The 12,868-nt window shown below is 35.9% G+C and carries 13 protein-coding genes; 5 read left to right on the top strand and 8 right to left on the bottom strand.

From position 1 onward, the window contains the following. Nucleotides 1-28: 28 nt before the first annotated feature. The 8 genes from NTX65_10990 to NTX65_11025 form a co-directional block, all read right to left on the bottom strand. Nucleotides 29-1,432, bottom strand: coding sequence for a hypothetical protein (locus NTX65_10990; GenBank protein ID MCX6169858.1), 1,404 nt, complete (start codon nucleotides 1,430-1,432; stop codon nucleotides 29-31). 117 nt (nucleotides 1,433-1,549) lie between these two features. Further along, the gene (locus NTX65_10995; GenBank protein ID MCX6169859.1) at nucleotides 1,550-2,275 is read right to left on the bottom strand and encodes a GDSL-type esterase/lipase family protein; all 726 of its coding nucleotides are present in this window, start codon (nucleotides 2,273-2,275) and stop codon (nucleotides 1,550-1,552) included. Nucleotides 2,276-2,363: 88 nt separating this feature from the next. Further along, complete coding sequence (locus tag NTX65_11000) at nucleotides 2,364-4,025, bottom strand: hypothetical protein (protein MCX6169860.1); 1,662 nt, start codon at nucleotides 4,023-4,025, stop codon at nucleotides 2,364-2,366. A 107-nt stretch (nucleotides 4,026-4,132) separates the two neighbouring features. Next, complete coding sequence (locus tag NTX65_11005; GenBank protein ID MCX6169861.1) at nucleotides 4,133-4,501, bottom strand: YbaN family protein; 369 nt, start codon at nucleotides 4,499-4,501, stop codon at nucleotides 4,133-4,135. Between the two features lie 64 nt (nucleotides 4,502-4,565). Further along, complete coding sequence (gene rfbA, locus NTX65_11010) at nucleotides 4,566-5,429, bottom strand: glucose-1-phosphate thymidylyltransferase RfbA (GenBank protein ID MCX6169862.1); 864 nt, start codon at nucleotides 5,427-5,429, stop codon at nucleotides 4,566-4,568. Nucleotides 5,430-5,451: 22 nt separating this feature from the next. Continuing rightward, the gene (locus NTX65_11015; protein ID MCX6169863.1) at nucleotides 5,452-6,210 is read right to left on the bottom strand and encodes a hypothetical protein; all 759 of its coding nucleotides are present in this window, start codon (nucleotides 6,208-6,210) and stop codon (nucleotides 5,452-5,454) included. An 84-nt stretch (nucleotides 6,211-6,294) separates the two neighbouring features. After that, entirely contained in the window at nucleotides 6,295-6,768 is a 474-nt protein-coding gene (locus NTX65_11020; GenBank protein MCX6169864.1) for a deacylase, read from the bottom strand. A 44-nt stretch (nucleotides 6,769-6,812) separates the two neighbouring features. Then, nucleotides 6,813-7,043, bottom strand: coding sequence for a lipocalin family protein (locus NTX65_11025; GenBank protein ID MCX6169865.1), 231 nt, complete (start codon nucleotides 7,041-7,043; stop codon nucleotides 6,813-6,815). A 414-nt stretch (nucleotides 7,044-7,457) separates the two neighbouring features. Between NTX65_11025 and NTX65_11030 the strand changes: the two genes are divergently transcribed. The 5 genes from NTX65_11030 (at nucleotide 7,458) to NTX65_11050 (ending at nucleotide 12,771) form a co-directional block, all read left to right on the top strand. After that, a complete protein-coding gene (locus NTX65_11030) occupies nucleotides 7,458-8,378 on the top strand; it encodes a hypothetical protein (GenBank protein MCX6169866.1) in 921 nt (306 codons plus the stop codon). A gap of 16 nt (nucleotides 8,379-8,394) precedes the next feature. Further along, nucleotides 8,395-10,194, top strand: a complete 1,800-nt coding sequence (locus tag NTX65_11035) for an MFS transporter (protein MCX6169867.1) — start codon at nucleotides 8,395-8,397, stop codon at nucleotides 10,192-10,194. Between the two features lie 73 nt (nucleotides 10,195-10,267). Further along, a complete protein-coding gene (locus NTX65_11040) occupies nucleotides 10,268-11,191 on the top strand; it encodes an ABC transporter ATP-binding protein (protein MCX6169868.1) in 924 nt (307 codons plus the stop codon). Next, entirely contained in the window at nucleotides 11,188-12,024 is an 837-nt protein-coding gene (locus tag NTX65_11045; protein MCX6169869.1) for an ABC transporter permease subunit, read from the top strand. The genes NTX65_11040 and NTX65_11045 overlap by 4 nt, the downstream gene beginning before the upstream one ends. Before the next feature lie 9 nt (nucleotides 12,025-12,033). After that, complete coding sequence (locus NTX65_11050) at nucleotides 12,034-12,771, top strand: hypothetical protein (protein ID MCX6169870.1); 738 nt, start codon at nucleotides 12,034-12,036, stop codon at nucleotides 12,769-12,771. The last annotated feature ends 97 nt before the right edge of the window (nucleotides 12,772-12,868 follow it).

Below are 12,868 nucleotides of genomic sequence, written 5' to 3' on the forward strand. Positions count from 1 at the left end.
TACTCTTATTTATTCAGAGATTGATTATTTATTTATACAATTTTAATAATGCCTCGGTTAGTAAATCCGCTACTTTCTTTGCGCCTTGATCATTGAAATGAATAAAATCTTTGAATGCCAAAGGAGGATTTGCATTCACCCAATTAGGCATCGAATTTTCTCCGCCCATTGCTTCAAACAAATTCCATATTGCTACATCGGAAAGTTTCGCAATATTTTTTTGTGTTTCTAAGAGCCGCAAAATTCCCGGATCGGTTACAAAACTGGATCCTTTCTTCATAGACCGGTCGTGTATAGAGATCATCAAGAAACTTGATTTAGGAAAAACCGATTTCAAATGATTAATAACTTTCACCATTTCTTTTTCGTACCAACTGTAATCTGTATTACGCGACCCGGCGATATTTAAACCGAATTCAAGGATGATTAATTTGTAATCAAAATATTTAGAGAATTCTTTTAGAATTCCTTCTTGAAGAGAGCCAAGATCAACACCGGTATTCCCGCGTAGAGGAAAATTATCCACGTAAATGCCTGGTTCATTTTCCAAACTTACTCCATAAAAATAAGCTTGATCTGCCATTGGAAATTCAATCCGGATTGATTTTGCACGGGAATCCGGTTTCAAAACTAATTCTTGCAGAGCACTTCCTGTTTTAAGTGGAGTTGTTTTTTTTGCGCCGCCATCAAACGAGTAAGTAATATTTGAGCTCTTTGCGTTTGCGTAATAAAGACGAACTAAACTGAAATCTTTTAATGATCTTCTGATACGCGTTGTTTCATATTGAACCCATGCGCTCCCTTTTGGTACAAATGCTTCTCCGCTGATTCCTAGCGGAAGTCCTTTAGGATTGCTTGTATAGAGTGCGGCAGATTCCCAATTGTCGGAGAACGAATGTTTTGTTGTTTGCCTGAACATAATATCTTGAGAAGTAATACCAAGCCAGCCAACACCGTTACCGCCAAATTTATCCTGAAGTGTCTGGCGAATATCAGATGTTATTAAATCGCCCTCAATTGCTGAATCGCCAAAATGTGCAACACGTATAGTTTTTGATTTTGCGTTTTTTACCGCATCGAAGAAGTAGCTTAATTGTTTTATGTTGCCAGTGATTGGAGTGTTTTTATTCTGAAGAGCTAATTCATAGAGACTTCCGGATTTATCAGTAGCCGAACCAAAAAATGAAAACGCGGAAGAAAAAACATTCGAGAAATCAAGAGAAGCTTGGTTGACGCGTGCTCTTAAATTACTAACCGGTTGTATCGCATTTGCCGGTTCAACTTTTACATCGGAAAGAATATCAACGCTCTTCAAATTAAAGCTGAGAGCAGAAATCTGGTAATCTATTTTCACAAACGAAATCGCGTATAATATGATGATTGTAAGAACAACTATAATTAACGGTTCTCTGAATTTGTTTTCACTCTGCATATAAAACCCTTCTTAAAATTTACTATTGATATATTCTAATAAAATTTGACACTTAAAAAATTCAGTACTAGAGATTCATCATTCCGGTTTATGTAAGTCAAGATGATGAAAGAAAAATTACAGTTTATGCTTTACCAAAACTTTTTCAACTTCTTTTGCCCAGAGTTTATACGCATCTGCTTTAAAATGAATTCCATCCCAGCTTAATTCGGGACGTAAGAATCCATCCTTACCCGCAGTCAACGAGTTCACATCAATGTAGTCGATGTTGTTCTTCTTCGCGTAATCCGAAAGGAGTTTGTTCAATTTATCTACTTCTCGGTTCCTCCCGAAATTTCCTTCCGGAGTTCCGCCCCAATCTTTTGCATAAGTTTTAGCGGAATAAGTTGTTGATTGAATCACGGGAATTATATTTCTTGACCGGAGACCGGATATAATGCGAACATAAACAGCAAATATATCTTCAACCGGAGTCCAATTATAAATATCATTTAACCCGCCCATTATAAAAACAATTTTCGGATTCAGCTTGTAAATAGCGCTTATTCTCGATTCGTAACCATAAAGGACATCGCTTGTAATTCCGCGTTCAATAACATTAGGACGACCTAACAATTCATTCCATGCGGCGCCGTGAGTTAAAGAATTTCCGAGCATAACAATATCTGCCTGGCGGGTTTTATAAATATCGAACATTGATTGCTGAAGAGTGTAATTGGAATTAGTGCGATACCGTAGTGTATCTTTTACAATCGGTTTAGTTTGCGGGAATGATACAGCTGAAATTAAAACGATATAGAAGCATGCCTGCGCTAATATATTTTTTGAAGATTTTGTTTTCACTAAAGGTCTTTCGAAAGTTTTTATGTTTACTTAAATACAAATTAATTTATATCGGTAAAAAAACAAAGGCGTCGTAAATGACTAGTTATTAGGATTTGTCCTTCCCTTCATCCATGTTCATCTTTTTTTCGCTTTCTAAAATTCGGAATTTGAGATTTTTCTCCATAGCAATTAGTTCTGAAATCTTCGCAGTAAATTCTTCTTTTTTAATCTCTGTATTTGCGGTCTCTGTTTTAAGCAGACGTAATTCATTTCTTTGATTGGCGATTTGCTCCTTTAATTCTTCGAGTTCGCGAGTTGCTTGTGCCGTTTCTAATACCAGCTTTTGCTTGTTGTCGTTTAAGCTGGAATAATTTTCACTGATTTGGATGAAGAGCTGTCTAATATCTTTCTCGAATGATTCTTTCTTTATTTCGAGAGAAGCTGTCTCGGACTTCAGCTGCTGAATAAAAAGCTTTTGCCTAGTTGCTTCATCCTTCAATGTTAGGACTAAATTACTTAACTCGGTTGATTCTTGTTTTAGATTTGAAAGTAACTGTTCTGTTGCAGCCCGCTCTTTCTGAAGTACTTTCGTTAAGCCGCCGTATTCGGCAACTTGAGTTGTCTTTTCAAGAAGAATTTTCTCTTTGTGGGATAGTTCCTTTTCCTTTTCTAAAATATCCTGACGGAGTGAGCTAAGTTTACTCTTCGATGAATTAAGTTCCTCGGTAAATTTTTGAAGAACTTGTGAAAAGTTGTTTTCAACTTTTAGATGCGATTCTTCAATCTCAAACTTACGTTTCTCAAGTTCTTCAATGGTTTTCTGTTTTTGATTCACAGATTCTGTCAAAGTCTCTTCATCGTTGCCTAGTTGAAGCAGCTTATCCTGCAGTTCATTTTTAACTGTTTCAAAGTTTCTTGTTTCATCGGATAGTTCATTGCGTTTATAGGTGAGATCTTTTATGTCTTCTTCAAGTTTTGATATTGTCTCTTTAGTAAAATTATATCTGGATTCAAATTCGTCAAATTCCTTCTGTCGTTCCCGAAGCTGATCACCTAATGAATCGCGTTCATTTATTAATTCACTTAATATATTTTCTTTCTCGGAGAGACGACCGATAATTGCCGATAATGATGATTCAAGATTGCTTTTGATTTCTTCGGCGAGAGAAATTTTTTCATCCAGTGTATTAATAGCGGCTGTTTTTTTACCTTCTTCCACCTTAAGCTGATTTATTCTGTCTGTAAGTTCGGATGTGTCCAAACCGGCAGCTGCCTGATCAAGTGAAGAGCGCAATTTCTCTTCTTCATTATGAAGATTCGCAATGCTAATGCGGAGAGAGTTTTCTTCGTTCGCAAGCTTTTCAATAGATGAGTGAAGATCGCCTAAATCTTCATTCAGCTTCTCAATTTCCAACTGTTTTTCTGAGAGAGCCCTCTCAACATTCTGCTGAGACTCGGTTTCAATTTCTCTAACTGTAGATTCGACGGAAGATTTTTTTTCGGCAAGCAAATTAATAGTTTCAGTTAGTTCACTCACTTCTTCTGTTTTGGAAGTAAAGTCAATCACCAACGATTTCAGATTGTTTTTTAATTTTTCAGTTTCGGTAGTAATTTCTGTGAACTCTTTTCTGGCTTCGTTAAGCTTATTTTCAAGTTCAACAAGATTTTGATGTTTTTGGAGGACTTGATGCAGAGTGTTTTTTAATTCATCGTTCTCTTCTACGAGCTTTTCAATTTCACTTTTTGCCTTCGATGAAAAAAGACTCATTCTTTATCTGCTCCTTATTTGGCTGGTATATAATGCTTAAAACAAAGATAATAAACTTTGTTAAATGTATCCTCTATTATAATAAGATTACAATCCCGGTTGCCCGGCTAAAAAGTTTCCGAGGAAACATTATCTCTAAGCGTTTTAAGCGATAGTATATAAATGGAAACCGAGACCGCGATAATTAATAAAAGTATTCTTACGATTAAATCTTCTGTAAAGAAAAGTGCAGAACAACTGATTGTAATTGCCATCATTGTAATAGAAATTATCTTTGCTCTAATGGGCATTCCTTTTTTCTCGCGGTAATCCCGGACAATCTTCCCGAAGATGGGATGATTGATCAGCCGGTTATAAAATTTTTCTGAACTTCTCGCAAAACACCACGCTGCTAAAATGAAAAATATTGTAGTCGGCATTAAGGGAAGAAATATTCCTATTGTTCCGAGTACAATGAATAACCATCCCAAAACAATTAAAACTATTTTATAGATAAAAATGTGTTTACCCGTTTGATGTAATGAATATTAAAAAGTGCGATTACTCTTCTCGAATTTTATTAAGATAATCTTTATAAAGAGATTTTGGAATTCTTTCCAAAAGAGAATCAAACTGTTCTTTATCAATGAATCCTTTCTGATAGGCGATTTCTTCAATGCATGCAACTTTCAATCCCTGGCGGTCTTCAATAATTCCAAAGAAGTTTGATGCTTTCAGAAGCGCTTCCGGTGTTCCGGTATCAAGCCATGCAACGCCTCGTCCAATTTTTCCTACTTTTAACTCTCCTAGCTCTAGATATTTCTTGTTAACATCAGTAATCTCAAGCTCACCTCTTTGGGATGGTTTCAATTTTTTGGAGATCTCAATTACTTTATTGTCATAAACGTATAGACCTGGAACCGCAAAGTTGGATTTCGGTCTATCCGGTTTCTCTTCAATACTTATTGCTTTACCATCTTCTGCAAATTCAATAATACCATAACGTTCAGGATCGTTAACTTGATAAGCAAATATTGTAGCGCCGGATTTTTTTTGTTCAACGGCTCTGTAGAAAAAATCCAAAGTACCGTAAAAAATATTATCGCCCAAAATTAATGTAACGGAATCATTGCCAATAAATTTTTCGCCTAGAATAAATGATTGAGCAATTCCGTTCGGTGCCGGTTGTACTACATACTCAATTTTCATTCCGATGTGAGATCCGTCATCAAATAATTTTTTGTAGAGAGGGATTGTTTCTTCGTTAGAGATGATAAGGATTTCGCGGATTCCGGCGAGCATTAATATTGAAAACGGATAATAGATTAGCGGTTTATCATAGATTGTCACAAGTTGCTTGCTGTAAACTTTTGTCATAGGATACATTCTTGTGCCGGAGCCGCCCGCTAAAATTATTCCTTTCATAGAAATCCATTTTGTTGTTGAATCAATTTGTTACTGAAATATAAGCCGTTTTAATTAATAATTCCTTTTCGTCATACAGGTAGATTTTATACTCTCCAGGCCTGGTAAATCTGTATCTGAAATAAGTATCATTCCATTCGTTTTCAATCTGAAATTTTTTTGAATCAACGAATTCGTCGTAATCAAGATTATTATTTGGTTTGCGCCATGTATTGATGAGAATTTTTTCGGTTCCGAAAGGTTGAGTATTATTCAGACAAATGTAAATTGTTCCTCCATCAGCGCTGAGTGAAATACTTCGCTTTGTATTCACCGGTCTTCCAGATTGTATCTTGTCGCTTAGAATAACTTCAACACCGCTGTATTTTTGAACAAAGAGAGGTTCTAATTGTTTAGTTTCCTTTGGAGTGCCGATATAAACTGTTAAAGCGGAAAGACGGTTTTTATATTCATCGGTAAAATAGATTTCGAATTTTCCCTCTTTAACAAATTTGTAGAAAAGTGGAATCCAATTTTCCTTTTCCGGTTTAAAAATTTTGTTCAGTTGATTTTCCCTCCCGCCCCCGATGATTCTATCAATGAACAGATTGATTGTCTTTCCCGAGATCTTTTTTTTCTCGCCTGAAAATAAAACACATACCGATTGATTGAGAGTTAATGTAGATGAATAGATCAAATCAATCGGCTCACCGTGGTTTGTGTACGCTTTGCAAAGAATAATTCGCTGAGCCGGAATTACGACACCGTATAAAAATGTAACAATGAAGAAAAGCTTTTTCAATAAGAAGTTTATTATTATTTCTTCATATAATTAATAAATTGAAACTCAAAATCCAACAAGTACAAAAAATGAAAAGACGCACCGTTACAATTTTGAGTGAAATGAAAATTTTATCAACCGTGGTTTTACAAGCCGTCCATAATCTTTAAATGACATCTGCAAAAGTTCGACATGACTGCAAGCGTTGAAAGCAATCTCTTCGTCTTTTGCCAAAATTTCTTCAACATAGACGTCCATGCCATAAAGGTTGCCGAATGGCGGCATAGCTCCAACATCACACTCGGGAAATTTATCTCTGAATTCTACTTCGTTTGCAATCCGGACATTCATTCCGCCAAGTGCTTCTTTTAAAAGATCAAAATCAATTTTATAAGAAGCAGGAAGAACACACATTGCCATTTTACCATCAATTTTGATTAGGACGGTTTTTGCCAATTCTTTCCCTTTGATATGTGCTGATGCAGCTATTTCTTGTGCGGTATATGCTACGGAATGTTTAACGGTTACATACCTAACTTTGTTTTGATCCAAAAATTCTCTTAACATTTTAGTTGGCATAAATCCTCCTTTAATATTTGAGAAGATCAAAAAAAATTTATGAATTATTGTTTTGTGAACTCCAAATTAGCAGGTGTATTTTCTCCGAATGGTGTTGAAATAGTTTCACTTACTACAAGTTTATTCCCGGTAATTGTATAATCAAGAGTTGTGGTTGTTCCGTCTTGTAATTTAAAAGTAACTTTTTTCCCGTCGGTACTCCATGTACCGCTTTCTGTAGTCACAACACCTTGCTGAGTTACTGTTCCGGTATAAGTGCCGTCGGCCTCTAGCAATAATTGTTGATTCGATTTGAGCCTGAGCTGGAGTCATTACAAAGCTGGATGACCCGCTTATAATAGTGATTTTTGTAAGAACCCATGTCCCGACAAGTGAAGCAGATGAAGATTCGGTGGGGCTGTCGTCCTTTTTGCAGCTTTCAGCCAATACCAAAAAAGAAATTCCGACAACAACAAATAATAATTTTTTCATGCTAAACATTTTTTCCGCTTTTGTTTTTTTAAAATATTTCCTAGATGTTCTATTATCGAAAGAATTTAATAATATATTATCATCGTCACACTATAATTTAACTTTCTTCACAAATTAATCAAACAGAAATCTGCAAAAGTAAACGCAGTACACTGAGAAACAACTTTTGAATTGAACTCAATTTGCATATTTTAGCTTCCAATTATGTGAAAAATGAAATGAGTTTCTCCATAGGAATTGACGGCGGCGGATCCAAAACCAAATGTGTCTTGGTTGATGATAAACTGAATATTTTGTCGAGAATCGAGGGAGGTCCTTCAAATCCATTGATTGTCGGAATAGAACAATCTGCAGTTTTGCTTGCAGGTCTAATTAAAGAAGTATCTCTAAATTTTAATCCGCTTTTAATTGATTCGGCGGTCATTGGTCTCGCCGGTGCAGGAAGAATAAGAGAATCCGAAGGAGTAAAAAACGCAATTATTGAATTACTCAACCTCAAAAAATTTACTTTGAAAAATTTAGAAATTGTCAGTGATGCGGAAATTGCAATTGAAGGTGCTTTTTCCGGAAAGCCAGGAGCAATTTTAATTGCGGGTACCGGTTCGATTATTTTTGGGAAGGATCGAACGGGGAAATTTAAACGCTGCGGGGGAAACGGAAGAATTTTAGGTGACGAAGGAAGCGGTTATTCAATTGGAAGAAAAGGTTTATCTGCTGTTGCAAAACAATTTGACGGTCGCGGAAAAACAACTCTTCTTGCAAAAATTCTTGACAATGAATATGGAATAAAAAACCGGGATGATTTGATTGCGAAAGTATATAACGAAAAATTTGATGTTGCAAATGTTGCAAAGAATGTAATTGCTGCTGCTGAGATGCATGATTTGATTTGTATAAAAATTCTTAATGAAGAAATCAAAGAACTTATTGTTCATATCAGCTCATTGAAAAAAAAACTTGCAGAAAAAAAAATAAAACTCTGCCTTGGCGGTGGACTCCTTTCATCAAAGAATTATTATTCAGTTGAACTGAAGAAAAAAATTGCAAATTCATTCAGTGATATAAAATTAACTAAAGCAGATTTCACGCCCGAAATTGGAGCGGGTCTTCTTGCAATTAAAAAATCGGCTATTCAATAATTATCAAAAAAATAATATGATTATAAAAAAATCGATAGAAAATTCAGATTCAAAAAAACAAAATCCGTGGACTTGGATACCGACTTTGTATTTCGCAGAAGGTCTTCCGTATGTAATTGTAATTACGGTCTCGGTAATAATGTATAAGCGGCTTGGGATTTCTAATGCAGATATAGCTCTTTACACAAGTTGGCTATACCTGCCATGGGTTATTAAACCGCTCTGGAGTCCAATTGTTGATCTCCTTAAGACAAAACGGGCTTGGATTACAACAATGCAACTGCTTATTGGAGCCGGAATGGCAGGTGTTGCTTTTACTATTCCAATGCCGGATTTTTTTCAATTTACGCTTGCATTTTTTTGGCTGATCGCCTTCAGTTCGGCAACACACGATATATCAGCCGATGGATTCTACATGCTCGGTTTAAGCGAAAGTCAACAATCATTTTTTGTCGGAATACGGGGAACGTTTTATCGTGTTTCAATGATAGTTGGACAGGGATTGCTTATAGTACTTGCCGGGTATCTTGAAGGAGCTCTTGGTGTGCATCCCGCTGAATTCAAAGTGGTCTCTAATCCAAATAAATTTTTTCAAGAAACAATTAAAGTTGATTCTATAAAAGCAAAACCGATGGAAGGAAGTTTGCGTGTAATTGCAACTCCTTCTTATGTCGAAATCAGTACCCGTCCCAAAACCCGGGAAGAAATTGCATCGTATATAAATTTTGCTCGCGATTTTAATATTATGAATGGATATTCGATAGAAAAATTTGCCCTTCCCGATACATCGGTCAGCCAGGACCTTGTTGGAAATGTTGGAATTGTAAAATTTATTCTTTCCAAGCCGCCGGATAAAGGGAGTGAATACATAGTTGATGTCAATCATATAAGCGGAGATGCTGGAATTAGAGTTGTAGAAGGAAAGACATTAAAATTCACTTCGATGAATTGGAATAAACCTGCATTTGCAGTAATTCAACTCGATCCTGTAATTTCAAAAAAATCTGAAGCGAATTTTATGGTACAAATAAATAAAGTTCCGCTTGCATGGGTATTTACCTTTTCAGTTGTGGCGGGATTGTTCTTTCTCTTTTTTGTTTATCATAAATTTATTTTACCGAAACCTATAACGGACAAGTCTGTTGGAAGCAACCGGCAGAGTTCACCGTTTAAGGAATTTTTTAGAACATTCTTCAGATTCTTTGAGAAGAAACAGGTGATACTTATAGTTGGCTTCCTTTTATTATACCGCTTAGGAGAGGCACAACTTGTTAAAATGGCATCACCATTCATGCTGGATCCAAGAGAAATTGGCGGTCTCGGTTTAACTACTTCGGATGTAGGATTTATTTATGGGACGGTTGGAATAATAGCACTTATTCTTGGTGGAATTCTTGGAGGATTTGCAGTTGCACAAAAAGGATTGAAATACTGGATTTGGCCTATGCTGCTTGCAATAAATCTTCCCGATCTGCTTTATGTTTACATGGCTTATGCACAACCAACTGCAATCTGGATTATTTATGCTTGCGTCGCTATTGAACAATTCGGTTATGGTTTTGGATTCACGGCTTATATGATGTATATGATTTACATATCAGATGGAGATTACAAAACTTCTCATTACGCAATTGCTACAGGCTTTATGGCACTGGGTATGATGGTACCCGGCATGTTCAGCGGAATGATTCAAGAAGCAATTGGATATAAATTTTTCTTCATATGGGTGGTTCTTGTTACAATACCATCTTTCATAATTATAAAATTTATTCCGCTCGAATACCAATTCGGAAAAAAGAAAATAAATGAATCATAATTTTTTGAACGGGTGAGAAATGTAACAATTGTTCTCATCCCTTCGTCTTAATTCTCACACAGATGGAGGTTAGTTGAATTCCGAACAAGTAATTGAAGTTCGCGGACTTACAAAAAAATTTGGGAATCTAATAGCGGTAAACAATCTTGATTTGAATGTTTACCGCGGCGATGTATTCGGATTTCTCGGTCCTAACGGCGCCGGAAAAAGCACTACAATTAGAATGCTTCTCTCGCTCATCAAACCTACAAGCGGCGAGATGAAAATTTTTGGCAAGTCGATTTCTAAAGATAGAAAAGAGATATTTTCGAAAATTGGAGCCATTGTTGAAAAACCGGATTTCTATCTTTATCTCTCCGCGTACAAGAATTTAGAAATTCTTGGAAAACTTTCAGGAACGGATGTTTCAAAGAAGAAATTGATGAGCATGCTTGAACTCGTTGGTCTTGAAAAACGGTATAAAAGCAAAGTGAAAACTTTTTCTCACGGTATGAAACAACGGCTCGGTATTGCGCAGGCTCTTCTTCACGATCCGGAATTGATCATTCTTGACGAACCAACTACAGGCCTTGATCCGCAAGGGATGAAAGAAATTAGGGATTTGATAATCTATCTCAGCAGGGAAAAGGGAAAAACAATTTTTCTATCGTCGCATATACTTCATGAAGTTGAACTAATCTCAACGAGAATGATAATTATTAACAGAGGAACAACTCAAGTTGAAGGAACCGTTGAGGAACTACTTAAGACAGATAAAATTAAAGTGACATTCGAAGTCGATAAAATTGAAGATGCACTCCGGCTTGTGAATGAATCCTCATGGCAGAATGGTTTTAAATCAACTTCCAAAAGTGAGATAAATTTCGAACTCACAAAAAATGAAATTGCAGAACTCAATAAATATTTGATAGATAAAGGAATTGCAGTCAGCGCAATAATTCCGGTTCGCTCTCTCGAAGATTTCTTCTTAAAAATTACCGAGGGAGGTTTAAAATGATCACATTAGTCTTAATAGAACTTCAGAAAATGTTTAAGAAGTGGAGAACTTATATCGGCATTATTGCCATCGGTCTTCTTACAATTATTGTGCAACTTGTCCTTTACTTCACCGGTAAAAATTTTGTTGATGCTCAAATGCGGGGTATGGAACAATCTTTTGTAATTGTTGGAAATTTATTGAATGGATATTTTATCGCCCGGCTTATTCTTACTTTGTTGATTATACACGTTCCGTTCCTTATTGTACTTGTTGGCGGTGATCTTCTAGCCGGAGAAGCAACTGCCGGTACTTACAGAATGATTTTAACAAGACCCGTTTCAAGGCTCCAAGTCATTACTTCAAAATTTATTGCGGGAATGCTCTACGTAATTATTTTATTGACGTGGTTGGCTTTTCTTAGTCTCGGAGTCAGCTTGCTAATTTTTGGCTCCGGTCCACTTTTATCTATGGGGAGCGGAATAGTAATTTTTGCGGAGAATGATATATTCTGGCGATTTCTCGGTGCTTATGCTTTTGCTACTCTTGGTATGACTACAGTTATGTTTATATCGATTGTCTTTTCGTCGCTGGTACAGAATGCAATCGGACCAATCGTTTCAACAATGGCAATCATTATTATCTTTCTTATTATCTCCGCCATTCCGGTTGACTTTCTACAAAGTATAAAACCGTATTTATTTACAACACATTTATCTCAATGGAATAATTTCTTCAGCGATGAAGTTAACTATTCGGAAATTTTTAATTCAACATGGATTCTTCTGGCGCATATTGCCGGTTTGTACTTAATCACAACCTATATTTTTATCAAAAAAGACATTCTAAGTTAAGAGGCAAAAATGAAAAGGTCTTTGATAACATTTTTCTTGATTACTGCAGCTGTTTCTTTTGCTCAAATAAAAGATCCAAATAATTTGATTGATGCCGTACGCAAAAAATTTAATAAAGTGAATGATTATAAAGTAGACGCTTCCGTTAAACTAGATATGAGCTTTATAAAAGTACCGGAAATGAAAGCGAAAGTTTATTTCAAAAAACCCGATAAAATAAAAGTTGAAGCAAAGGGATTTGCAATGCTGCCGAAACAAGGATTAAAATTTTCTCCCGCGGAATTATTACATGGCGATTTTACGGCTTTATATGTCCGCTCTGAGACTATTGACAACCGCAAACTTGATGTAGTAAAAGCTATTCCAAATAGTGATTCAACAGATGTAGTCCTTTCAACATTATGGATTGATGCAGCCGAATCGGTCATTCGCAAATTTGAAACCACAAGCAAAAAAGGCGGCACAACTCAGATTGAATTATATTATGACAAATATGAATTTGGGCTGCCGTCTCAAATCAAAATATCGTTCAGCCTAGGTAATGTTAATTTGCCAACAGATCCTTCCAACCAACAAAATGAAAATAATAATGCTGAAAAAAAAATGAAGAACAGAAGAGGATTACCGGCTGGCGCCTCTCTTAAAGGAAGTGTCACTATGACTTATAAGAATTATCAAATCAACAGAGGAATTCAGGATAGTTTTTTTGCTGAAAAAGAAAAAGAGAATAAAGCAAAAATTAATTGAACTTCATTGGAGACAGATCTGCAATTTGTCTCCGCAAAATTTGTGTAATTTAAATTCACTTGTTAATTACTTCTCAGTTGTTTACGTTCTTTTCGGA

This window comes from Ignavibacteriales bacterium (assembly GCA_026390795.1).
Classification (GTDB): Bacteria; Bacteroidota; Ignavibacteria; order Ignavibacteriales; family Melioribacteraceae; genus Fen-1258.

Coding starts and splice junctions, on each gene's coding strand:
- NTX65_11045 (MCX6169869.1), top strand. CDS start 11,188: ATGATCACATTAGTCTTAATAGAACTTCAGAAAATGTTTAAGAAGTGG.
- rfbA (MCX6169862.1), bottom strand. CDS start 5,429: ATGAAAGGAATAATTTTAGCGGGCGGCTCCGGCACAAGAATGTATCCT.
- NTX65_10990 (MCX6169858.1), bottom strand. CDS start 1,432: ATGCAGAGTGAAAACAAATTCAGAGAACCGTTAATTATAGTTGTTCTT.
- NTX65_11000 (MCX6169860.1), bottom strand. CDS start 4,025: ATGAGTCTTTTTTCATCGAAGGCAAAAAGTGAAATTGAAAAGCTCGTA.
- NTX65_11035 (MCX6169867.1), top strand. CDS start 8,395: ATGATTATAAAAAAATCGATAGAAAATTCAGATTCAAAAAAACAAAAT.
- NTX65_11030 (MCX6169866.1), top strand. CDS start 7,458: ATGAGTTTCTCCATAGGAATTGACGGCGGCGGATCCAAAACCAAATGT.
- NTX65_11050 (MCX6169870.1), top strand. CDS start 12,034: ATGAAAAGGTCTTTGATAACATTTTTCTTGATTACTGCAGCTGTTTCT.
- NTX65_11020 (MCX6169864.1), bottom strand. CDS start 6,768: ATGCCAACTAAAATGTTAAGAGAATTTTTGGATCAAAACAAAGTTAGG.